At 59.9% G+C, this 21475-nt stretch carries 22 protein-coding genes and 1 riboswitch; of the genes, 15 read left to right on the plus strand and 7 right to left on the minus strand.

The window, feature by feature from the left end:
- Positions 1–2: 2 nt before the first annotated feature.
- The 3 genes from ACP7B1_RS02295 (at position 3) to ACP7B1_RS02305 (ending at position 2034) form a co-directional block, all read left to right on the plus strand.
- A complete protein-coding gene (locus tag ACP7B1_RS02295) occupies positions 3–407 on the plus strand; it encodes an RNA-binding S4 domain-containing protein (protein ID WP_346307843.1) in 405 nt (134 codons plus the stop codon).
- Positions 408–734: 327 nt separating this feature from the next.
- Positions 735–1073 carry a ferredoxin FdxA gene (gene fdxA / locus ACP7B1_RS02300; protein WP_105734377.1) on the plus strand — a complete coding sequence of 113 codons (339 nt, stop codon included), beginning with the start codon at positions 735–737 and terminating at the stop codon, positions 1071–1073.
- Positions 1074–1425: 352 nt separating this feature from the next.
- Complete coding sequence (locus ACP7B1_RS02305) at positions 1426–2034, plus strand: CarD family transcriptional regulator (protein WP_223613722.1); 609 nt, start codon at positions 1426–1428, stop codon at positions 2032–2034.
- Positions 2035–2084: 50 nt separating this feature from the next.
- Here the strand turns inward: ACP7B1_RS02305 and ACP7B1_RS02310 are convergent, their stop codons facing one another.
- The 4 genes from ACP7B1_RS02310 to thiB form a co-directional block, all read right to left on the minus strand.
- Positions 2085–3512, minus strand: a complete 1428-nt coding sequence (locus ACP7B1_RS02310) for a M48 family metalloprotease (protein ID WP_346307849.1) — start codon at positions 3510–3512, stop codon at positions 2085–2087.
- 242 nt (positions 3513–3754) lie between these two features.
- Positions 3755–4507, minus strand: coding sequence for a thiamine ABC transporter ATP-binding protein (gene thiQ / locus ACP7B1_RS02315; RefSeq protein WP_346307844.1), 753 nt, complete (start codon positions 4505–4507; stop codon positions 3755–3757).
- The gene (gene thiP / locus ACP7B1_RS02320) at positions 4500–6134 is read right to left on the minus strand and encodes a thiamine/thiamine pyrophosphate ABC transporter permease (RefSeq protein ID WP_426136379.1); all 1635 of its coding nucleotides are present in this window, start codon (positions 6132–6134) and stop codon (positions 4500–4502) included. The genes thiQ and thiP overlap by 8 nt, the downstream gene beginning before the upstream one ends.
- Before the next feature lie 4 nt (positions 6135–6138).
- A complete protein-coding gene (gene thiB / locus ACP7B1_RS02325; RefSeq protein ID WP_346307845.1) occupies positions 6139–7158 on the minus strand; it encodes a thiamine ABC transporter substrate binding subunit in 1020 nt (339 codons plus the stop codon).
- 44 nt (positions 7159–7202) lie between these two features.
- A riboswitch (TPP riboswitch) is annotated at positions 7203–7319 on the minus strand.
- Positions 7320–7476: 157 nt separating this feature from the next.
- Here thiB and ACP7B1_RS02330 point away from each other — a divergent pair.
- The 5 genes from ACP7B1_RS02330 to ACP7B1_RS02350 all read left to right on the plus strand — a co-directional run bounded on the left by ACP7B1_RS02330 (position 7477) and on the right by ACP7B1_RS02350 (position 11239).
- The gene (locus tag ACP7B1_RS02330) at positions 7477–7674 is read left to right on the plus strand and encodes a hypothetical protein (protein WP_223613719.1); all 198 of its coding nucleotides are present in this window, start codon (positions 7477–7479) and stop codon (positions 7672–7674) included.
- A gap of 54 nt (positions 7675–7728) precedes the next feature.
- On the plus strand, positions 7729–8355 hold the full coding sequence (locus tag ACP7B1_RS02335) for a thiamine diphosphokinase (RefSeq protein ID WP_346307846.1): 627 nt from the start codon (positions 7729–7731) through the stop codon (positions 8353–8355).
- Between the two features lie 103 nt (positions 8356–8458).
- The gene (locus tag ACP7B1_RS02340) at positions 8459–8749 is read left to right on the plus strand and encodes a hypothetical protein (RefSeq protein ID WP_223613717.1); all 291 of its coding nucleotides are present in this window, start codon (positions 8459–8461) and stop codon (positions 8747–8749) included.
- 144 nt (positions 8750–8893) lie between these two features.
- Entirely contained in the window at positions 8894–9265 is a 372-nt protein-coding gene (locus ACP7B1_RS02345; RefSeq protein WP_223613716.1) for a YMGG-like glycine zipper-containing protein, read from the plus strand.
- A 156-nt stretch (positions 9266–9421) separates the two neighbouring features.
- Complete coding sequence (locus ACP7B1_RS02350; RefSeq protein WP_346307847.1) at positions 9422–11239, plus strand: ABC-F family ATP-binding cassette domain-containing protein; 1818 nt, start codon at positions 9422–9424, stop codon at positions 11237–11239.
- Between the two features lie 30 nt (positions 11240–11269).
- Here ACP7B1_RS02350 and ACP7B1_RS02355 read toward each other — a convergent pair whose 3' ends face one another.
- Together ACP7B1_RS02355 and ACP7B1_RS02360 are read right to left on the minus strand one after the other, a co-directional pair.
- Entirely contained in the window at positions 11270–11635 is a 366-nt protein-coding gene (locus ACP7B1_RS02355; RefSeq protein ID WP_223613714.1) for a cell division protein ZapA, read from the minus strand.
- A gap of 27 nt (positions 11636–11662) precedes the next feature.
- Positions 11663–11935, minus strand: coding sequence for a DUF4164 domain-containing protein (locus tag ACP7B1_RS02360; RefSeq protein ID WP_223613713.1), 273 nt, complete (start codon positions 11933–11935; stop codon positions 11663–11665).
- A gap of 296 nt (positions 11936–12231) precedes the next feature.
- On the opposite strand from ACP7B1_RS02360, the gene tkt reads away from it, so the two are divergent.
- The 6 genes from tkt (at position 12232) to ACP7B1_RS02390 (ending at position 18968) form a co-directional block, all read left to right on the plus strand.
- Positions 12232–14217: a transketolase gene (gene tkt / locus ACP7B1_RS02365; protein WP_426136383.1), complete on the plus strand. Its 1986-nt coding sequence runs from the start codon at positions 12232–12234 to the stop codon at positions 14215–14217.
- A 67-nt stretch (positions 14218–14284) separates the two neighbouring features.
- A complete protein-coding gene (gap, locus tag ACP7B1_RS02370) occupies positions 14285–15292 on the plus strand; it encodes a type I glyceraldehyde-3-phosphate dehydrogenase (RefSeq protein WP_105734389.1) in 1008 nt (335 codons plus the stop codon).
- A gap of 225 nt (positions 15293–15517) precedes the next feature.
- Positions 15518–16711 carry a phosphoglycerate kinase gene (locus ACP7B1_RS02375; RefSeq protein ID WP_346307244.1) on the plus strand — a complete coding sequence of 398 codons (1194 nt, stop codon included), beginning with the start codon at positions 15518–15520 and terminating at the stop codon, positions 16709–16711.
- Positions 16712–16889: 178 nt separating this feature from the next.
- Positions 16890–17915 (plus strand): class I fructose-bisphosphate aldolase, encoded by a 1026-nt coding sequence (locus ACP7B1_RS02380; RefSeq protein WP_223613710.1) that lies wholly within the window; start codon positions 16890–16892, stop codon positions 17913–17915.
- A gap of 79 nt (positions 17916–17994) precedes the next feature.
- Positions 17995–18753 carry an SGNH/GDSL hydrolase family protein gene (locus tag ACP7B1_RS02385; protein ID WP_346307245.1) on the plus strand — a complete coding sequence of 253 codons (759 nt, stop codon included), beginning with the start codon at positions 17995–17997 and terminating at the stop codon, positions 18751–18753.
- Positions 18750–18968 carry a helix-turn-helix transcriptional regulator gene (locus ACP7B1_RS02390; RefSeq protein WP_346307246.1) on the plus strand — a complete coding sequence of 73 codons (219 nt, stop codon included), beginning with the start codon at positions 18750–18752 and terminating at the stop codon, positions 18966–18968. The genes ACP7B1_RS02385 and ACP7B1_RS02390 overlap by 4 nt, the downstream gene beginning before the upstream one ends.
- 252 nt (positions 18969–19220) lie before the next feature.
- Here ACP7B1_RS02390 and ACP7B1_RS02395 read toward each other — a convergent pair whose 3' ends face one another.
- Positions 19221–19385 carry a hypothetical protein gene (locus tag ACP7B1_RS02395; RefSeq protein WP_223613708.1) on the minus strand — a complete coding sequence of 55 codons (165 nt, stop codon included), beginning with the start codon at positions 19383–19385 and terminating at the stop codon, positions 19221–19223.
- A gap of 137 nt (positions 19386–19522) precedes the next feature.
- Between ACP7B1_RS02395 and ACP7B1_RS02400 the strand changes: the two genes are divergently transcribed.
- Positions 19523–21433: a propionyl-CoA synthetase gene (locus ACP7B1_RS02400; RefSeq protein WP_346307247.1), complete on the plus strand. Its 1911-nt coding sequence runs from the start codon at positions 19523–19525 to the stop codon at positions 21431–21433.
- Positions 21434–21475: the final 42 nt, after the last annotated feature.

Here is a 21475-nt window from a genome sequence, read left to right on the forward strand (position 1 = left end):
AAATGACGGGAACCGACAGGCAGCGCATCGACAAGTGGCTGTTTTTCGCGCGGGTGGTCAAATCCCGTTCCCTCGCTGCAAAGCTGGCATCGGGCGGCAACGTCCGGGTCAACAAGGACAAGATCGACCAGCCATCACACGGGGTCAAACCCGGTGATGTGCTGACGATCACGCTGGACCGGCGCATTCTCATTTACAAAGTCCTGTCCGGCGGTACCCGGCGCGGACCCGCCGAGGAGGCGCGGACGTTGTACGAGGACATTTCGCCGCCGCCATCGCCGAAGGATGCCATGAGCCGCTTCGACATGCTGCCCAGACGCGATGCGGGCAGCGGCCGTCCCACCAAGCGCGAACGGCGGGACGTCGACCGGCTGATGAAGGGCCGGGACAACGGCTCGGATGATTGACGCATCCGCGTTGTGGTTTCCCGGGCAAAACGCCGAAACATCGAAATTATCTCCAAATTCGTCGGCGGGACTAAAATATTATTTCCGCAACACCTATATTAGAGGACAATGGTTGCTTGTCGGCAGGTCATCGCGATGCGATGAATGGCACGCTGCGGACTTGGACAATAGCTCGGTCCTGATGTGATGAAGACAATCCTTTTGCACGTCGAGATTTTTCGGGCCGCGTTCTGGTGCCGCAGTCCGTTTTCCCCTCTTGTCAGGCCGGTGCCAAATCGTTACCTCAACCGCTGACACGCTGACTATGGTGTCTTCAGGAGCCAGTAAATGACATATGTTGTGACCGACAATTGCATCCGCTGCAAATATATGGATTGCGTTGAGGTCTGTCCGGTCGATTGTTTTTACGAAGGTGAGAACATGCTCGTCATCCACCCGGATGAGTGCATCGATTGCGGCGTGTGCGAACCGGAATGCCCTGCGGAGGCCATCAAGCCGGACACCGAGCCGGGCCTCGACAGCTGGCTGCAGCTGAATTCGGAATATGCGGAAAAATGGCCGAATATTTCGGCGAAGAAAGATGCGCCCAGCGATGCCAAGGAAATGGATGGCGTCACCGGTAAACTCGAGAAATACTTCTCCCCGGAACCGGGCGAAGGCGACTAAACTTATTCGGGGTACCGCAGTTGCCCGCAAGACTGATTTGCCCTGAAAATCAAGTCTTGCAATGCGTTTAGTTTGCGCTTGTGCAGCAAAAAGTTGATTCTGATCACTTTTCGTGTTATGGTGCTGCGATATGTTGATCATTGGACGTCAATTTCGTGGCGCTAAAGCATAAATCACCAATCGGCTAGATTTTTTCCGGACTTAACAGTTCAGGTTGAGGTTCTTTGATTGTGACCCGTCCTGCTGTTTGGTCCGGATTGCTTTGCGTGAAAATATTGGCGGCCGACAAACCGGGTTCCGGTTTCCAGTGATTGGTTTAACCGGTGCGTTTTGCCGGGCGCAGCAGGGAGTAATGAAGCGCATGACAGCAGTTCCGCAGAAAAAGACCGCCCAGCGTATCGGATTCAAGACGGGTGAGTTTATTGTATATCCGGCTCACGGCGTAGGCCAGATCGTCAATATCGAAGAACAGGAAGTTGCGGGCCACAAGCTCGAACTTTTCGTGATTGACTTTCAGAAGGACAAGATGCGCTTGAAGGTACCGGTTGCAAAGGCAACCGCCATTGGTATGCGCAAACTCTCAGAAACAGATTACGTCGACCGTGCGCTGAAGGTAGTTCAGGGACGGGCCCGTATCAAGCGCACCATGTGGTCCCGCCGGGCGCAGGAATATGATGCGAAGATCAACTCGGGCGATCTGATTTCCATTTCGGAAGTTGTCCGCGATCTTTTCCGTGCCGACAATCAGCCGGAACAGTCCTATTCCGAACGCCAGCTCTATGAAGCAGCACTCGACCGCATGGCCCGTGAAATTTCCGCCGTCAATAAGATGTCGGAAACCGAAGCCGTCCGTCTGATCGAAGTCAATCTCGCCAAAGGTCCCAAGCGCGGCGCGAAGACTGAAGAAACCGAAGCTGATGCGGACATTTCCGTTGAAGACGAACAGGAAGAAGCCGCGTAACAGCGGGTTCATCCCTTTCAACAAAAAGCCCGGTTTTACCGGGCTTTTTGTTATTCGCTGATGATCTTCACCTTGTCGCCGACGGAAACCGTGCCGCCGGGCGGCAGGGCGTTGATCAGCCGGAAGAGATCCAGCTTGCGGTCCGTGCCCATGATCTGGCTGGAGAGACTGGCGAGCGTATCGCCCGCCTTGACCGTCACGACGCGGATCCGCAGCGGCTTGATGTTGGCCTTTTCCTGCGCCGTCAGCAAATGGAAGCTCTGCGTCACCGTTTGCGCTGCCGGCATCAGTGCCGTGCTGCCCGTGGGCGCTGCCGTCAGGAAGCGATAGATGCGGTCGCCCGAATTCACGACGAAAATATCAAATTCCCAGCGGTCCGCCTTGGCTTTTGCCGTGGCGGCGGGCATGCCGTTGAATGTCGTCGCCTTGACGCTGGCATTGTCCAGGCCGGTAACCCAGCCGCTGCGCATGTAGTCGACCATCGATGTCTTGCCGGAAACCTGGGTTCCGTCAAAGCGGATCGCGACTTCGCCGGGTCCGGTTGCCATGACCGCGGCTGCGGAATTGTCGATGACAAAGCCGTCCGGCACGGTGAAGCTGACACCGAGCAGCGGGTGCACGAAGGTGCGGCCGCGGACATAGCCTTCTTCCGGCGTGTCGCCATAGAGCAGCCCGTCAATCCCTTGCAGGAAGGAATCGCGGTCCGTCGTGCCGACACCGGGTGCACCGATCTTGCGGGCATGGCCGCGCGCCAGCTCGATGCGCTGCGGCGCGGAGGGATGGCTCGCCAGGAAGTCGAGGCTGGCATCGGTGGCGCCGGAGACGTTGCGGAAGTCCGCATAGGCGGCCATTGACTGCAGGAAGCGGGCAGCCGCAAACGGATCATACCCGGCTTCGCCGATCATCTTGATGCCGATGGCATCCGCCTGCAATTCCTGATTGCGCGAGAACTGCGCCATGCGCAGCTTGCCGCGAATGAGCGCCTCGCGGCCTGCCTGGTCGTCCTGCAGCACTTCCGACACAACGCGGCCGGCGATGACGGCTTCCGCTTCGCGCTGCTGGCGTTCGATGCCGTGATTGGCGATGACATGGCCCATTTCATGGGCAATGACGGCGGCAAGCTCCGCGCTGTCATTGGCCAGCGCAAGCAGGCCGCGGGTCACATAGAGATAGCCGCCCGGCAGTGCGAAGGCATTGATGTTGGGCGAATTGAGGATGGTGATGCGATAGGTATGGGTCGGATTGTCCGATACGGTAGTCAGATTTCCGACGACCTTGGCAACCATGCGTTCGAGCCTCGCGTCCTTGTACTCGCCGCCATAGGTGGCCAGGATGCGGGGATGCTGTTCGGCGCTCAGTTTGGCCAGCCGGTCATTCTTCGAGACATTGTCGACGATGACAGGGCTTGATGACGGGCCGAGCGCATCTTCCTTGGTGACGTTGAGCACCTGGCAGCCCGACAGGAAGGCGAGCAGCAGCGTCGTCGAAACCACGGTCGTGCTTCGTACTGCCGGATGGAACCGTCGATTGCCGATGGGGAGAATGTGCGAACCCAGAATCATGTCCTCATGTCGTGCGGCGCCAGTGCAAACGCTAAAGCCAAGTTCTCACTCGTCTTTTGCCTGCGGAATCGGTGTGCTTACTTTCTAGCTAGCCCGTTGAGCAGGCTGGGGCAAGAATTACATTGATTTCTTATGAGACCCATTGAGTACAAAATATGTCAAAGTGATAACTCTTGCGAGCCGAGATATTTTCGCAACAGGGAAGGGCCATTGGCCGAGAGCAATTCGCCCGCGGGCCCCGATGCTGCCACATGGCCATTTTCGAGAAAGAACAGCGTTGATGGTAAACGCAAAGCATCGTCTGGATGGTGGGTGACCATCACCACAGTCATTCCAGTATCTTTTTGCAGTTGTCCGACCAGATCAAGCATTTCATGGCGCAATGCTGGACCAAGTGAAGCAAAGGCTTCATCGAGCAACAGTACAGGCCGGTTGCGCACCAGCGCCCGGGCGATGGCAACGCGTTGGCGTTCCCCGCCCGACAGTGCCGCCGGTTTGCGCGTCTCCTTGCCCGCAAGCCCGACCTTGGCGATGGCGTCGTGGACCGCCTGCTGATCCGCCGCGTCGAGGCGCAGGCCCGGCTTGCGGCCAAGACCGACATTGGCGGCAACGTCGAGATGGGCGAAGAGATTGTTGTCCTGAAACACCATGGAAACCGGGCGCCGGGATGGTTCGACATGCGTGACATCGGCATCGCCGATCAGCACGCGGCCGGAGAGCGGTGCCTCGAAACCGGCAATGAGATTGAGAACCGTGGATTTGCCCGCGCCGCTCGGGCCGATGATGGCGGCAATGGACGACGGTGCGATGGCAAGGTCGAAACGCATGGCCATGTCGCCGTAATCGAAGCGAACGGCATCCAGCCGGATCGCGGCGCCGCCGGTTGTGATCTTTTCCGTTTGTTCAGCCATCTCTTGCATTGTCCTGTCGGGCGAGGCTGGCCGCACCGCGGTCGGCTGCGAACATCAGGAGCAGGCACAGGACCCCAAGGATCAGCGCCAGTCCCGCTGCATCCTGTGTGCGATAACTTCCCATGCGCTGCAAGAGCAGGAAAGGCAGGGTCTGGATGGAATCATTGCCGAACAGCGCGATGGTTCCTAGATCGCCCAGCGACAGGGCCATGGCAAACGCGAAGGCAACACCCATGGGCAGGCGCAAAGCCGGCCAGTCGATCAGGCGCAGCCGGTCCCAGCCGGTGATGCCGAGCTGGAGGCAAAGCCGGTTGTGGCGGCTTGCGGCCGTATCCCAGGCCGGGCGCAGGATACGGAAGGCGAAGGGCACGGCCATGGCGGCATTGACGCCGATGACCATGACGGGTGCAAGGCTGAACGGGTTGATGGCGTGGCGCGAGAGGATGAACCAGCCGGCGCCGATGACAATGGGCGGCACCACCATGATCAGGCTCGCCCCCAGATCCAGTGACCGTTCGAACAGACCGGGCGAAACCGTTCGCCGTCGGCTCTGTTGATACTCCCGGGCGATGACAAGCGACAGTGACAGCGCGAGGGAGAGCAGGGCTGCAGCCGCGCCAAGCACGATGCTTGTGGCAATGGCGCGCCAGACGATGGATTCGCTCATCAGGCGCGCCAGGTCGGCGCCAAGCCCGGAGACAACGGTTCCGCCCATGGGCAGGCCGACAAAGAGCAGTCCGAGGAGAATGATCGCTGTATTGACGCATTGCGCTGCACGGCCCGGCCGCTCGAAGCGCCGCGTGGTCGTCTGGAGACTGAAGCCTTCGTCCGCCGGTTTGCCCGTCAGGCCGAGCAGCAGCAGCACGGCGATGGTCAGGCCCAGTTGCAGCAGTGTGAGCGAGACGGCGCGGGCAATATCGAAATCGAAATGCAGGGACTGGTAGATCGCCACTTCCAGCGTGGTGGCACGCGGTCCGCCGCCCAGGGTCAGCACAATCGTGAACGAGGTGATGCAGAGCATGAAGATCAGCCCGGCAATACCGGACAGATTGCGGCGGATGACCGGCCATTCGATCAGGCGGAAGCGTGCCCAGCCGCCCATGCCGAGCTGCGCGGCGAGTTTCCAGTAATCCGACGGAATGGAATCAAGGCTTGCAAGCACGAGCCGGGTCGCCAGCGGCAGGTTGAAAAAGACGTGGGCGAGAAGGATGCCGGGAAGCCCGTAAATATTGGGTATGGTGTCCATGCCAAGGCTGCTGAAAGCAAAGGCCAGCAGGCCGTTGCGGCCATAGATGCTGGTGATGCCGAGCACCGCGACAAGCGCGGGTAAGGCCAGAGGCAGGGCAAACAGGCGCAGAATCAGCGCGCGGCCGGGAAAGGCGGGATGTTCATGCAAGGCGCGCGCGAGTGGAATGGCAAAGGCAACCGCAAGCAGCATGGACAGGAGCGCCTGCACCAGCGTGAACCGCGCCACCCGCCACAGATAGCTGTCGAATGCGGCAAAACCTTCCACGCCGCCGCGCAGCGCTTCGGATGCGAGACTGAGAAGTGCGCCACCCGCAAGTGCCGCCAGAAAGGCGAGGGCGCCTGCCCCCGCCCAAGGTCTGAAACTGCGGATGGCAATCACAATGCTACAGGCTCATGGCCGCGAGCCATTCATCGATCCAGGCTTTACGGTTCTTGGCGACCTCCTCGGACGGGAAGGCCAGGGTCTTGACGGGTTGAACAAGGGTTTCGAAGGCCGGGTTCAGCGCGTCGGTGGTTTTCGCAGCCGGATACATCCAGTTGTTTTCAGGAATCGCATCCTGAAACGCCGGGCTGGTCATGAAGGCAAGAAACTGCGCCGATAGCGGGTTTTTCACCCCGTTGACGGTCTGGGCCGCGACTTCGACCTGCAGGTAATGGCCTTCGCTGAACGAAATGGCCTTGTAGCGGTCCACGCGCTCGGCGATCAGGTGATAGGCCGGGGACGTCGTGTAGGACAGCACCAGTGGTGCTTCGCCCTTGGTGAAGAGGCCATAGGCCTCCGACCAGCCGGGTGTGACGGTCAGCACGCGGTCTTTCAGCTTCGCCCAGGCTTCTCCCGCCTTGTCGCCATAGACCGACTTGACCCAGAGCAGCAGGCCGAGACCGGGCGTCGAGGTGCGGGGGTCTTCGATGACGATCTTCTGCTTCGGGTCGCCTTCGACCAGTTCCTTCAGGCTTTCCGGCGGGGTCTTCAGCTTCTCGGAATCATAGATGACGGCGAAATAGCCGTAATCGTAGGGAACGAAGGTATCATCCTTGTAGCCGCCGGGGATGGTCACGGCGGAGGTGTCGATGCCATGGGGGGCAAACAGGCCGGTTTGCCTGGCCTCGTAGGTCAGGTTGGTGTCGAGGCCGAGCACCACATCCGCCTTGGTTGACTCGCCTTCCAGCTTGACCCGGTTGAGCAGGGCAACACCATCGGCAACCGCCACGAATTCGACCGTGCAGGCACATTGCTTTTCGAAGGCTTGCTTGACCTTCGGGCCGGGACCCCATTCGGCGGTGAAGCTTTCATAGGTGTAGACGGTGAGTTTGCCTTCGGCATGCGCGGTGCCAAGGGGAATGACGGCGAACAGAGCGGTCACAATGGCCGCTGTTTTTACAATAGTCTCGAATGGCCGCATCGGCGCCTCCTATCAGCAGTGTTCAAAAGGATTGGTGCGCCGGCAAATCTGCCGCGTCTAATCCCTCCGCCGGTACAAACCGGATCAGGTTCCGCGGGTTGGCAGGGTTTCCCCGTGCGCCTCTCAGCCGGTCCATGCGACCGGCACCCCGTTAGAGCGTGACAAGGATAGAGGTTCGGCCGGAGCCGTGCAAGCGGTCGATGCTTATGAAATCTTTATGTTTTGCCGATTCTGCCAAATCGAAAGCTGATACTGGCGCGCTTATTGTCCACAGCGAAAACATCCCGTGCGGCTGTTTTCCGATGGAAAGGGTCAATCATGTTTCGTGGTCACGGTTTTTATCATTCCCATGTCAGGGTACAGCAGAACCCGGCTTCCCAAAACGCCCGCCGCAAGGCGATTCTCCTGCGTCCGCGCCGGCAGAAATTCATCCCGGAGCTTTATCCGAGCCTGTTTCTGGCCATCGGCGTGGCGATTGCCGGCATGGCCGCGATTGCACTCGGGCGCTTCGTTTAAACCAGAATCACGGATGCCCTGTGCGACCGGCTTGTGCCATGCTATGGCCGGTGCATGAGCAAATTCGTCCTTCTTCTTGGTGGAACCGTTCACGTCACCGACCGTCTCCGGCATCTCATTGCCGGGGCGCGCGTTCTTGCCGCCGATGGCGGCATTGCCCATGCGCAGGCGCTGGGCGTTGAACCCGAGTTGTGGCTGGGCGATTTCGATTCGACATCGCCTGAACTTGCCGAACGCTATGCGCATGTGCCGCGTTCGGTTTTTCCGGCCGCCAAGGACATGACCGACGGCGAACTGGCACTCAACGAAGCCTACCGGCTGGGCGCCACCGAGGTGATCCTGTGCGGCGCCTTTGGCGGTGAACGCACCGACCACACCCTGCTGCACCTGACCATGGCCACCCGCCATGCGGCGGAAGGCCGGAAGATCATTCTCTCCAGCGGAAGCGAGGAAGCGCATCCCCTGGTTGCAGGAGAATATGCGTTCGATTTTGCCGATGGAACGGTATTCAGCATTGTGGCCTTTACGTCCCTGCGCGGATTATTTATCCATGGTGCGCGATGGCCGCTGGAAAATATGGAACTTTCTTTCGGTTCATCGCTTACAGTGTCGAATGCCGTGTGTGGAAATCTCCACGTATCGCTTCGTTCAGGCAATGCAGTCCTGATTGCTACGCCGTGAAATTGCGAACCGCTTGTAAAACAACGCGGAAAGTGCAATTCTTGCGGCACAGCATTGGGGACGCAAGCTGGTTAGTTTAGTTTTGAAACGGGAGAGGTCTTCCATGTTGAAAAGTTTGTCGACAGTAGCAGTTGCCGCGCTTCTGGCATTTTCGGTAGCCGGTTGCACAACAAGTGAACAGCGTACAGCGGGTTATGGCGTTGGCGGTGCAGCACTTGGTGCTTTGGCTGGTGGTGCAATCGGTGGTGGCCGTGGCGCACTGGCTGGTGCTGCCATTGGTGGTGTTGGTGGTGTGGCTGTTGGTGCCGCAACGGCCAACAATGATGGCCGCCGTTACTGCACATATGAAAACCGTTACGGCGAGCGTTATCGCGCGCCTTGCCGCGGTTACTAATCCTTCCCCATCAGGGAAAGCGGAACAGGCCGGGAAACCGGCCTGTTTTTGTTTGAGGCTGCCGGGGTGCATGGGCTGATCTTTGTTCTGCCGCATTAAGCCCGCACGATATGGCCGCTATATTCATGTTGAGAGGATTGACTAATGAGTTTTCGTTTGACCGCCATTGCGGTTTCCGCGCTTCTGGCCATGTCATTGGCCGGTTGTGAAACGAGCGAACAGAACCAGCGGGCCGGGACGGGCGCGTTGATCGGCGGCGGTGTCGGCGCACTCGCCGGACAGGCACTCGGGCACAATACCAAGAGCACTGTGATCGGTGCGGCCGGCGGCGCGCTTCTCGGTGCGGCTGTCGGCACGGCAACGACGCCAAGCGGTGGCGGCAACGGCAATCAGAATCTTTGCCGTTATCAGCGGCCCGATGGCAGCATCTACAATGCCCCCTGCGAAGGCAATGGCGGCCGCGGCGCTGCCTATGGCGGATACAACAACAACGGTTACAACAACGGCGGCTACTGAGCGGCGCGTTGCTGAACGGATCCAGACAGGCCGGTTTTCCGGCCTGTTCTGTTTTATGCCATAAAGATATTTGACAGCGGCGCCAATCTCGCCGACAAGCGCCCGTCGGCACTGATGTCCGGCAATTGCGCTCCTTTTCCAGAACTGAAAAACGCCATGGCTCCACCCCTTCTTCGTCTTGACCGGATTGCATTGACGTTTGGCGGCACCCCGCTTCTCAGCGATGCGGCGATTTCCGTCAGCGAGGGCGATCGCATCGCCCTTGTCGGCCGCAACGGGTCCGGCAAGTCGACGCTGCTCAAGATCGCGGCGGGTTTTATCACGCCGACCGACGGTGAAGTGTTCCGCCATCCCGGTGTCACCGTCCGCTATCTCGCCCAGGCGCCCGATATGGAAGGTTTTGCCAATGTCCGCGACTATGTCGAGGCAGGTCTGGGACCGGCGGACGATCTCTACCGCGTCAGCTACATTCTTGAACATCTCGGCCTGACCGGCGAGGAAAAGCCGGACAATCTGTCTGGCGGCGAGGCGCGGCGTGCGGCACTGGCCAAGGTTCTCGCCCCCCAGCCCGATATCCTGCTTCTCGACGAGCCGACCAACCATCTGGATCTGACGACGATCGAATGGCTGGAAAGCGAATTGCGGCAGATCCGCTCCAGCATCGTGGTCATCTCCCATGACCGGCGGTTTCTGGAAAACATCAGCCGCTCGACGGTCTGGCTTGACCGCGGCGTTACGAAACGGCTCGATCAGGGCTTTGGCGCCTTCGAGGAATGGCGCGACAAGGTGCTGGAGGAGGAAGAGCGCGATCTGCACAAGCTCGGCCGCCAGATCGTGCGCGAGGAACACTGGTTACGCTACGGCGTTACGGCACGGCGCAAACGCAACATGCGGCGTCTTGGCGAACTCCAGTCTATGCGGGGGGAATTCCGCAATCATCGCCGTGCGCAGGGAACCGCCGTCCTGAAGGCCAGCGATGCCAGGGAATCCGGCAAGCTGGTGATCGAGGCCGAGCATCTGGTCAAGGCCTATGGCGAGCGCGTGCTGGTCAAGGATTTCTCCACGCGCATCCAGCGCGGCAACTGCGTCGGCTTTGTCGGTCCGAACGGTGTCGGCAAGACCACGCTTCTCTCCATGCTGACGGGCCTGCTTGCCCCGGACAGCGGTTTCGTGCGCCTTGGCACCAATCTTGAAATCGCCGTGCTGGACCAGAAGCGCGACAGTCTCAACCTTGACCAGACCCTGTCCGATTATCTGACCGACGGGCGCGGCGAGAATGTCATCGTCAACGGCGAACAGCGCCATGTGGCGTCCTACATGAAGGACTTCCTGTTCCAGCCGGAGCAGTTGCGCACGCCGATCCGCGAACTGTCGGGCGGCGAGCGGGCGCGGCTCATGCTGGCGCGCGTCCTGGCCCGTCCGGCCAATCTGCTGGTGCTCGACGAGCCGACCAATGATCTCGACATGGAAACGCTCGACCTCCTGCAGGAGCTGGTGTCCGGCTTTGCCGGAACCGTGCTCCTGGTCAGCCATGACCGCGATTTCCTCGACCGTACCGTAACATCGGTGATTGCGCCGGAAGGCGACGGGCGCTGGCTCGAATATGCCGGCGGCTATACGGACATGCTGGCGCAGCGCAAGGAAGCGCTGGCGACGCGCAAGGAGCTGAAGACAGCCAGGTCATCGGCCGTAACCGAAGCCGCCGGAGAGAAAACCGCAGTGCAGCGCGAGGAAAAGCGCAAACTGTCGTACAAGCAGAAATTCGCGCTGGAAAACCTGCCGGGCAAGATGGAAGCGCTGCACGCCGACATCCACAAGCTCGAGGCCAAACTTGCCGATCCGAACCTCTTTGCCAAAAACCCGCAGGTCTTCAACAAGACCGTCGAGGAGATCGGCAAGAAGCGGCACGATCTCGAGCGTTTTGAGGAAGAGTGGCTCGAGCTGGAAATGCTGCGCGAGGAAATCGAGGGCTAGAGCCTCACCTGTTCGGCCAACGCGGCAGGATCAGGTCGCCTTGGGCGCGATCTTGGCAGCGAGGTTTTCGATCCGCGTGGTGACTTCGGAAAGAACGCCGGTGATGGCCGTGTCGTTCTTGTCCGCCCTCTGCAAAGCTTCATCGCGGCTCTTGCGCAGGGCGTCCGCCTCGTTTTCAAGCCCTTTCACCCGCATCTGCAATTCATGCAGCTCGTCCGTGATCATGATGCCGGCCATGACGGTCAGGCGCAGGTCGCCGATCTCACCAAACGACGATTTGAGGTGCGTCACGTAACGGTCGAACCGCTCGGCCAGGCCGGTCAGATGCTGTTCCTGGCCTTCGTCACAGGCCATCCGGTAGGCTTTGCCGTCAATCGTAACTGTTACAGTGGCCATGGGCGTCTCTTTCAGCTGATAGCGGTATTACCGGTCCAGTACGGTGCGAATGGATTCCATCGCCGTTACGAGACGGCGGGAGACTTCCTTGTTGGCGGCTTCCAGACGTTCCGCACGTCCTTCCGATGCGTCCAGCTCCTGGGCCAGCCTGCGCCGGTCCATGTTCATGCGCTGGACCTCTTCCTCGGCTTCGGCAAAATCACCCTCCTGCTCAAGACGCATGTCAACCGCGTCCTCGAGATGAGCCAAGGCTTTTGCCAATCGTTCCAGAACCTGCTTGAGGGTGGCTTCCGGTGCCATTTTCGCGTTTCCCCTGTGTGTCGCTCTTTTACGCGAATCGCAAAAAGAAGAACAGCTTATGCGCCGAAGTCTAGAGGGCACATCAACGTCGCGTCAATCAATCCGCGTTGTCACAGTCCAGTCATGCACCGATAATAAGCGTCTGCGACGAAAGAGCCTGCTTTTCGAACGCCTCAATTTGACTTAGGTTTTATTGACTCCCTGATGACACCTGCTATGTGTCGCGTGCCTTTTGGATCTTGTCTGAACCGGCGTCCAGAAACGGCATTTCCTATCCTCTTCGAAAGACGGTACACATGACCAATTCTGATAAATCCAACCAAATGGCCAATGCAATCCGCTTTCTGTCGGCAGATGCAGTGGAGAAGGCCAATTCCGGCCATCCCGGCCTTCCCATGGGCGCAGCTGATATTGCGACCGTTCTTCATACCCGTTTTCTCAAGCACGATCCGAAGGCGCCGCATTGGCCCGACCGCGATCGCTTTGTCCTTTCGGCCGGACATGGCTCGATGCTGCTCTATTCGGTGCTTTACCTCTCGGGTTACGAAGACATCACCATCGACCAGATCAAGAATTTCCGCCAGCTCGGCTCGCGCACGGCCGGTCATCCCGAATATGGCCACGCCGCCGGCATCGAAACCACAACGGGCCCGCTCGGCCAGGGCCTGGCCAATGCCGTGGGCATGGCACTTTCCGAACGCATCATGAATGCCCATTACGGCGACAAGCTCGTCGATCACCATACCTATGTGATTGCCGGTGACGGCTGCCTCATGGAAGGCATCAGCCAGGAAGCCCTCGCGCTTGCCGGTCATCTCAAGCTGAACAAGCTCATCGTTTTCTGGGACCACAACAACATTTCCATCGACGGCCCGGTGTCGCTGGCCGACAATACGGATCAGTGCGCCCGCTTCGAGGCTTCCGGATGGAACTCGATCAATGTCGACGGTCATGACCAGGATGCGATTGCTGCCGCGATTGAAAAGGCCCACAAGTCCGACAAGCCGACCCTGATCGCCTGCAAGACGACCATCGGTTTCGGTGCGCCGACCAAGGCCGGCACCAACAAGGTGCATGGTTCGCCGCTCGGTGCGGAAGAACTCGCCGGTGCACGCAAGGCACTCGGCTGGACATCCGAGCCATTTGTCGTTCCTGCCGATATTCTGGATACCTGGCGCGCCTCCGGTCTGCGCTCCGCCAAGGAGCATGCGGCATGGGAACAGCGCCTTGCGGCGACCGATGCGGAAACCCGCTCGGAGTTCGAGCGCCGTATCCGCGGCGATCTGCCCGGCAATTTCGAAGCCACGATCACGGCCTACAAGAAGAAGCTTTCGGAAGACAAGCCGAAGGTGGCGACCCGCAAGTCATCGGAAATGGCGCTTGAGGTCATCAACGGTGTCATCCCCGAAACCATCGGCGGTTCTGCTGATCTGACCGGTTCCAACAACACCAAGACCAGCCAGACGCAGAACATCAGCCCCGATGATTACGGCCAGCGTTATGTGCATTACGGTATCCGCGAGCACGGCATGGCCGCTGCGATGAACGGCATGGCGCTGCATGGCGGCCTCATTCCCTATTCCGGCACGTTCCTGACCTTCTCGGACTATGCCCGCGGCGCTATGCGTCTTTCCAGTCTCATGGGCATCCGCGTCATCTATGTGATGACGCACGATTCCATCGGTCTTGGTGAAGATGGCCCGACGCACCAGCCGGTCGAACATCTGGCAGCCCTGCGCGCTATTCCGAACAATTACGTGTTCCGTCCGGCGGATGCCGTGGAGACGGTGGAATGCTGGGAACTGGCGCTGAAATCCCGCAAAACGCCGTCGACATTGGCGCTGACACGCCAGAACCTGCCGACGGTCCGTACCGACCACGTCGACGAAAACAAGTGCGCCTACGGTGCCTATGAACTGGCTCCGGCCAGCGGCAAGGCTGTGGTGACGATTTTCGCGACCGGTTCGGAAGTCGAAATTGCTCTGGCCGCCCGTGCACAGCTGGAAAAGGATGGTCATCCGGCCCGCGTCGTTTCCGTGCCCTGCTTTGAACTCTTCGAACAGCAGAGCGAAGACTACAAGCGCACGCTGATCGGCGATGCTCCGGTCAAGGTTGCGGTGGAAGCTGCGATCCGTCTCGGCTGGGACCGTTTCATCGGCCTCGATGGTATCTTTGTCGGCATGACCGGTTTTGGCGCCAGCGGCCCGATCGAAGAGCTCTACAAGCATTTCGGCATCACCGCGGAAGCCATCGTCGCGGCTGCGGAAGGCAAGTTGAAATAATCGGCGGGTTCACCGCTTCATCACATTCATCAAGGGCTCCTCACTACCCCCAAGGAGAAACTAAAAAATGACAGTTCGCGTTGCAATCAACGGGTTTGGCCGCATTGGCCGCAATGTTCTTCGCGCCATTATCGAATCCGGCCGCACCGACATCAAGGTTGTCGGCATCAACGATCTGGGCCCGGTCGAGACCAATGCCCACCTGATGCGTTACGACTCCGTGCACGGCCGTTTCCCCGGCACTGTAACGGTTTCCGGCGATACAATCGACGTCGGCCAGGGCCCGATCAAGGTCACTGCCGTACGCAACCCGGCAGAATTGCCGTGGAAAGAGCTCAACGTTGATATCGCGCTGGAATGCACCGGCATTTTCACGGCGCGTGACAAGGCGGCAGCCCATCTTGAAGCCGGCGCCAAGCGCGTCATCGTGTCGGCGCCTGCCGACGGTGCCGACCTGACGGTTGTGTTCGGTGTGAACCATCACAAGCTGACCAAGGAACACCTGGTCATTTCCAATGCGTCCTGCACCACCAACTGCCTTGCCCCGGTTGCATTTGTGCTCAACGAAGCCGTTGGCATCGATCATGGTTTCATGACCACGATCCACAGCTACACCGGCGACCAGCCGACGCTCGACACCATGCACAAGGATCTCTATCGCGGCCGTGCGGCTGCGCTGTCGATGATCCCGACATCGACCGGTGCCGCCAAGGCTGTCGGTCTCGTCCTGCCGGAACTCAACGGCAAGCTCGACGGCAGCTCGATCCGCGTCCCGACGCCCAATGTCTCGGTTGTGGATTTCAAGTTCGTTGCCAAGCGCGCGACCACGGTTGCCGAGATCAACGACGCCATCAAGTCCGCCGCCAACGGCAAGCTGAAGGGTATCCTCGGCTATACCGATGCGCCGAATGTCTCGATCGACTTCAACCACGACCCGCATTCATCCGTGTTCCATCTCGACCAGACCAAGGTCATGGAAGGAACATTCGTGCGCGTCCTGTCATGGTATGACAATGAATGGGGCTTCTCGAACCGCATGGCCGACACGGCCGTCGCGTTCAGCAAGGTCATCTGAGACGCTTGCTGCGATATGAGTTGAACGGCAGGCGTTTACATCCCCCTCTGTCCTGCCGGACATCTCCCCCACAAGGGGGAGATCAGCTTTCAGATTTGTTGATGCACATCATCGAATGTGACGATGAGCGATAACACCAATGCCAATGTGATCTCCCCCCTTGTGGGGGAGATGGGCGGTAGCCCAGAGGGGGGTGCTGGCAAATTCAGATGAGGGGTAATCACCATGCCAGCTTTCAAAACACTCGATGATGCCGATGTTGCGGGAAAACGCGTTCTTCTGCGTGTCGACCTCAACGTACCGGTTGCCAATGGCCATGTGACCGATGCCACCCGGATCGAGCGTGTCGCTCCCACCATCCTTGAATTGTCGAAAAAGGGTGCCAAGGTCATCCTGCTCGCGCATTTCGGCCGTCCGAAGGATGGGCCCACGCCGGAATTCAGCCTGAAGCCCATCGCGCATGCGGTTGCCAAGGTGATCGGCCAGAACGTGCATTTCGCCGAGGACAGCATCGGCCAAAAGGCGGCCGAAGCCGTCGCCAAGCTCGGGAACGGCGATATCCTGCTTTTGGAAAACACGCGTTTCCACAAGGGCGAGGAAAAGAACGATCCGGCCTATGTCAAGGCATTGGCCGCCAATGGCGATATCTACGTCAATGACGCGTTTTCTGCCGCGCACCGCGCCCATGCCTCGACCGAAGGTCTGGCGCATGTGCTGCCGGCCTATGCGGGCCGCACCATGCAGGCGGAGCTCGAAGCGCTGGAAAGCGGTCTCGGCAATCCGAAGCGTCCGGTGGTTGCGGTTGTCGGTGGTGCCAAGGTGTCGTCCAAGCTCGATCTCCTCGGCAATCTCGTCGAGAAGGTCGATGCGCTGGTGATCGGCGGCGGCATGGCCAATACATTCCTGGCGGCGCAGGGCGTCAAGGTCGGCAAATCGCTGTGCGAGCATGACCTCGCCGACACGGCCCGCGCGATCATGGCCAAGGCGCAGGCGGCCAACTGCACCATCATCCTGCCGGTCGACGCCATCGTTGCCTGGCATTTCGAAGCCAATGCGCCGTTCCATGCCTACGGTCTGGATGCCATTCCCGAGGATGGCATGATCCTCGATGTCGGACCGCAGTCGATCGAGCGCATCAAGGGTGCCATCGACGACGCGGCAACGCTGGTGTGGAACGGTCCGCTGGGTGCATTCGAGCTGACACCGTTCGACAAGGCAACCGTCGCGGCGGCACGGCATGTGGCCGAGCGCACCAAGTCGGGCCATCTGGTTTCGGTTGCCGGCGGCGGCGACACGGTGGCGGCGCTCAACCATGCGGGCATTGCCGATGACCTGACTTATGTATCGACCGCAGGCGGCGCCTTCCTCGAATGGATGGAAGGTAAGCCGCTTCCGGGCGTCGACGTCCTCAAGCGCTGATGGCCTGTTCAAGGCGTGATCCGGGGTCTTTGCGGGCTCCGGATTAACGAAGAACAGAAAATGTTATCCTGTTAAATCGGTTGAAAAAATTTCAATCGTTTCAAAGGCTTGAACTGCCATTCCGTTTGATATGAGCTTCTGGTATGGGCCAGACCACTAGAAACGGAGTGCATGATCTATGAGCGAACGCCTGGAAGATATCGCGATTGCAATGGTTGCCAGCGGCAAGGGCCTGCTTGCTGCGGATGAAAGTACCGCAACGATCAAGAAGCGGTTCGATACGATTGGGCTGGAATCGACAGCCGATAGCCGCCGCGACTATCGCGAAATGCTGTTCCGCTCGGACGATGCCATGAAGAACTACATCTCCGGCGTCATTCTCTATGATGAAACCCTGCGTCAGAACGCCAAGGACGGCACGCCGTTCGTGCAGATCCTGAAAGCGGCCGGCAGCATTCCGGGCATCAAGGTCGATGCCGGTGCCAAGAACCTCGCTGGTTTTGCCGACGAGACCATCACGGAAGGCCTTGATGGCCTGCGTGAGCGGCTGGCTGAATACTACAAGCTGGGCGCGCGCTTTGCCAAATGGCGCGGCGTCATCAATATTTCCGATGCCCTGCCAAGCTGGGGTGCGGTCAAGCAGAATGCACAGGCTCTGGCCCGTTATGCCGCCCTTTGCCAGGAAGCCGGCATCGTGCCGATCGTCGAACCGGAAGTGCTGATGGACGGCAAGCCGGGGACACATACCATCGAGCGCTGCTACGACGTGACCGAATGGGTATTGAAGACCGTTTTCACCGAACTCTACGACGCCCGCGTCGTGCTGGAAGGCATGATCCTCAAGCCGAACATGGTCATCGACGGCAAGAATGCCCGCAAGGCGTCGGTTGAACAGGTTGCCGAGCAGACCCTGCGTGTCTTGAAGTCGACGGTTCCATCCGCCGTGCCCGGCATTGCCTTCCTGTCCGGCGGCCAGTCGGATGAAGAAGCAACGGCGCATCTCTCGGCGATGAATGCCGCCCATGGCCTGCCGTGGAAGCTGACATTCTCCTATGGCCGCGCCCTGCAGGCTGCTGCGTTGAGCGCCTGGAACGGCAAGTCGGAAAATGTTGCAGCCGGTCAGCGTGCCTTCACGCACCGCGCCAAAATGAACAGCCTTGCCGCAACCGGCGGCTGGAAAAAGGACCTGGAAAAGGCCGCTTAAGCGTTTTTTATACAAAAACAGCTCTCATAGAACCCGGGCCGGAATCAGGTCCGGGTTTTTTGTGTGCTGTGAGGACCGTTTGACCAAACCATCGGCTTTCCATCCGCTTGTCAGCTGGCTGCTGTTTCCGGTCTATGCGTGGCAGGGCATTGCCGTGCGGCTGAAGACCGAACGCATGCTGCCGCCGCCAGCCTTTCCTGTGGGCGAGATCGCGGGTAAAGAGCCGGCCATCCGCCTGCTGGTGCTCGGCGATTCCTCGGCGGCCGGTGTCGGGGTGAGCGATGTCTGGCAAAGTCTCTGCGTGCGGCTTGCCGTGCACCTGCAGGGCCGGACGGGACGCAAGATCATCTGGCGCGCCGCCGGGTTCAATTCCGCGACCTCAGGCCAGTTGCGCGATCACGTGGTGCCCAATATCGAGCGGGGCATGTGGACCCATATCGTTCTGACGACCGGCACCAACGACACCAAGAATTTCCATTCCATTGCCCGTTTCAAAAGGGAATTCGGCGGGCTACTCTATGCACTGAAGGCAAAGTGGCCGGAGACGTCGGTCGTCTGGTCGCCGGTCATCGATTTCCGCGACGTGCCGGCCATGCCGCCGCTGCTCGGGCGCATTCTGGAAGGGCGGGCCGGTGCCATCAACGCCATGGGCGAACGGCTCTGCCGCGAACGTTCGGCAATAGCGGCGCCGCGCCTGCCGGTGGAGGGGCCGGAAGGCTTTTCCAGCGATGGTTTTCACGCCTCGGCGCATGGCTACGACGCCTGGGCGAAACATCTCGTGCCCTATGTGCTTAATCTTTCGAATGGTGAGAAGGCGGCGGGTCCATTGATGCAATGAATCTTGAGACGAAATTTGGCCAAAACGTACGATACTGGCGTAAAAAACGCGGACTCTCACAGGAAGAGTTTGCCGATCGGGCACATCTGCATCCCACCTATGTGAGCGGGATCGAGTCCGGACACAGGAATCCGACCATAAAGGTTATTGAACGCATTGCCGATGCGCTTGACGTCGAGCCCGCAGCGCTGCTGTCTCCTCTCTTGGATGAGTGACCTGACGGACTCAAGGCTTACCATTGGCAAACATACTGGAAGCTGGCATTCCCATCGTGCGTGGTTCGACAAGCTCACCATGAGGGATGAGGTGGGCTGCAGAGCACATCTTGTACGTTGCAGAGTATAACTCTCTGCAATCTCCAACCTCCCTCATGGTGAGCCTGTCGAACCACGGCATGACAGTTTTGCAGAGTGAAGAAGCAAACCCAGTTTGAATGGGCGTGGTGTTGTCATGCAAGGGAACAAAACTCATAACCCGCTGTGGCTCAGCACCACGACAACCAGCATCGCAAATATCGCTCCGGCGGCGATTTTCCAGAAATCCCCGCGCTTCTTCATGCCGGGCCAGCCCAATGGCTTGATCAGATGCAGCGCCATCAGAAGGATCAGCAGCAGCGGCAGAATCTTGAGCATCGTCGTTACAAAGCCTGCGGCCTGAGGGGAACGGGTGAGTGGGGATTCGACAAGTGTGTGATCCCGCGCCAATTGTCAAATCGGCCTTTGACTCCGGGGCGTACATTGGGGAAGGTACGCCATCTGGGAGGATATTCATGACATCACGCTATGCACAGGTCTACCGGGATTGGCAGTCCGATCCGGAGGGATTTTGGGCCAGGGCCGCCGAGGCCATCGACTGGTCGCGGCCGTGGGAACAGGTCTTTGATGCCACGCATCAGCCCTATGGCCGCTGGTATCCGGGGGCGGAGTGCAACACCTGCTACAACGCCGTCGACCGTCACGTGGAGCGCGGCCGGGGTGATCAGGTCGCCCTGATCTATGACAGCGCGGTGACCGGCACGGGACGCAAGATCACCTATGCCGCCTTGCTCGACGAGGTGAACGCGCTGGCGGCGGTGCTGACCGACAGGGGCGTCGCCGGGGGTGACCGCGTCATCATCTACATGGCGATGGTGCCAGAAGCCGTGGTGGCGATGCTGGCCTGCGCGCGCATCGGCGCGGTGCATTCCGTTGTTTTCGGCGGGTTTGCCGCCCACGAGCTGGCCACGCGCATCGACGATGCCAAGCCGGTTATGATCATTGCCACCTCCTGCGGCCTCGAACCGGGGCGGGTGGTGGCCTACAAGCCGATGCTTGACAAGGCCATCGAGCAGGCGGCGCACAAGGTTACCTCCTGCCTCATTCTCGTGCGTCCGCAACAGCCGCACGAACTGGTGGCCGGTCGCGATATCGACTACGCCGCGGCCGTTGCCGCCGCCAGCGGGCGGAAAGTCCCCTGCGCGGGCGTCAAGGCAACGGACCCGCTTTATATCCTCTATACCTCAGGCACCACGGGCCAGCCCAAGGGCGTGGTGCGCGACAATGGTGGCCATCTCGTCGCACTGGCGTGGTCAATGGGCGCGGTCTACGACACGGCTGCGGGCGAGGTGTTCTGGGCCGCCTCCGATATCGGCTGGGCGGTCGGCCACTCCTATATCGCCTATGCGCCGCTGTTCATCGGCGCGACAAGCGTCCTGTTCGAAGGCAAGCCGGTGGGAACACCCGATGCCGGCACATTCTGGCGGGTGATTGCCGACCACAAGGTCAAGGTGCTGTTCACCGCGCCGACAGCGTTCCGCGCCATCAAGAAGGAGGATCCGAAGGGCGAGTTCATCGGCAAATATGATTTGTCCTCACTGCAATACCTGTTTCTGGCTGGTGAGCGCGCGGATACGGACACGATCAAATGGGCCGAGGAAAAGCTTGGCGTTCCCGTCATCGATCATTGGTGGCAGACGGAGAGCGGCTGGCCCATGGCCGCCAATCCGGCGGGTCTCGGCATGCTGCCGGTCAAATACGGGTCGCCGACCGTGCCCATGCCCGGCTATGACGTGCAGGTGCTGGATGATGCCGGGCACCCGGTCAAGCGCGGCGAGCTGGGCAATATCGTGGTCAAGCTGCCCCTGCCGCCCGCCTGCCTGCCGACGCTGTGGAATGCCGACCAGCGGTTTCGCGATGCCTATATGGCGGAATTCCCCGGCTATTACAAAACCGCCGATGCGGGGATCATCGATGACGACGGTTACATCTACATCATGAGCCGGACTGACGACATCATCAATGTCGCCGGACACCGCCTGTCGACGGGGTCGATGGAAGAGGTGCTGTCAAGCCATCCGGATGTGGCGGAATGCGCCGTCATCGGCATTGCCGATCATCTGAAGGGCCAGGTTCCCTGCGGTTTCATCGTGCTCAAATCGGGTGTCACCCGGGCGGCGGCGGATATCGAGCAGGAATGCGTCGCCCTGATCCGTGACCGGATCGGCCCGGTCGCCGCCTTCAAGATCGCGGTGACGGCCAAGCGGCTGCCGAAAACCCGGTCGGGCAAGATCCTGCGCGGGACGATGCAGAAGATTGCCGATCAGGAGCCGTGGAACATGCCGGCCACCATCGACGACCCCGCCATCCTCGACGAGATCAAGGGTGTGCTCAACGCCAGGGGCATCGGCATTCCCGCCGGTTGACCACCCCCAAACGATCCTGTTTCGGTCAAATCCATGCCCGCA

Source organism: Phyllobacterium sp. SL163, from assembly GCF_049896885.1.
In the GTDB taxonomy this organism is placed as follows: Bacteria; Pseudomonadota; Alphaproteobacteria; order Rhizobiales; family Rhizobiaceae; genus Phyllobacterium; species Phyllobacterium calauticae.

Coding starts and splice junctions, on each gene's coding strand:
- ACP7B1_RS02295 (WP_346307843.1), top strand. CDS start 3: ATGACGGGAACCGACAGGCAGCGCATCGACAAGTGGCTGTTTTTCGCG.
- fdxA (WP_105734377.1), top strand. CDS start 735: ATGACATATGTTGTGACCGACAATTGCATCCGCTGCAAATATATGGAT.
- ACP7B1_RS02305 (WP_223613722.1), top strand. CDS start 1,426: ATGAAGCGCATGACAGCAGTTCCGCAGAAAAAGACCGCCCAGCGTATC.
- thiQ (WP_346307844.1), bottom strand. CDS start 4,507: ATGGCTGAACAAACGGAAAAGATCACAACCGGCGGCGCCGCGATCCGG.
- thiB (WP_346307845.1), bottom strand. CDS start 7,158: ATGCGGCCATTCGAGACTATTGTAAAAACAGCGGCCATTGTGACCGCT.
- ACP7B1_RS02330 (WP_223613719.1), top strand. CDS start 7,477: ATGTTTCGTGGTCACGGTTTTTATCATTCCCATGTCAGGGTACAGCAG.
- ACP7B1_RS02335 (WP_346307846.1), top strand. CDS start 7,729: ATGAGCAAATTCGTCCTTCTTCTTGGTGGAACCGTTCACGTCACCGAC.
- ACP7B1_RS02340 (WP_223613717.1), top strand. CDS start 8,459: ATGTTGAAAAGTTTGTCGACAGTAGCAGTTGCCGCGCTTCTGGCATTT.
- ACP7B1_RS02345 (WP_223613716.1), top strand. CDS start 8,894: ATGAGTTTTCGTTTGACCGCCATTGCGGTTTCCGCGCTTCTGGCCATG.
- ACP7B1_RS02350 (WP_346307847.1), top strand. CDS start 9,422: ATGGCTCCACCCCTTCTTCGTCTTGACCGGATTGCATTGACGTTTGGC.
- ACP7B1_RS02355 (WP_223613714.1), bottom strand. CDS start 11,635: ATGGCCACTGTAACAGTTACGATTGACGGCAAAGCCTACCGGATGGCC.
- ACP7B1_RS02360 (WP_223613713.1), bottom strand. CDS start 11,935: ATGGCACCGGAAGCCACCCTCAAGCAGGTTCTGGAACGATTGGCAAAA.
- tkt (WP_426136383.1), top strand. CDS start 12,232: ATGACCAATTCTGATAAATCCAACCAAATGGCCAATGCAATCCGCTTT.
- gap (WP_105734389.1), top strand. CDS start 14,285: ATGACAGTTCGCGTTGCAATCAACGGGTTTGGCCGCATTGGCCGCAAT.
- ACP7B1_RS02375 (WP_346307244.1), top strand. CDS start 15,518: ATGCCAGCTTTCAAAACACTCGATGATGCCGATGTTGCGGGAAAACGC.
- ACP7B1_RS02380 (WP_223613710.1), top strand. CDS start 16,890: ATGAGCGAACGCCTGGAAGATATCGCGATTGCAATGGTTGCCAGCGGC.
- ACP7B1_RS02390 (WP_346307246.1), top strand. CDS start 18,750: ATGAATCTTGAGACGAAATTTGGCCAAAACGTACGATACTGGCGTAAA.
- ACP7B1_RS02395 (WP_223613708.1), bottom strand. CDS start 19,385: ATGCTCAAGATTCTGCCGCTGCTGCTGATCCTTCTGATGGCGCTGCAT.
- ACP7B1_RS02400 (WP_346307247.1), top strand. CDS start 19,523: ATGACATCACGCTATGCACAGGTCTACCGGGATTGGCAGTCCGATCCG.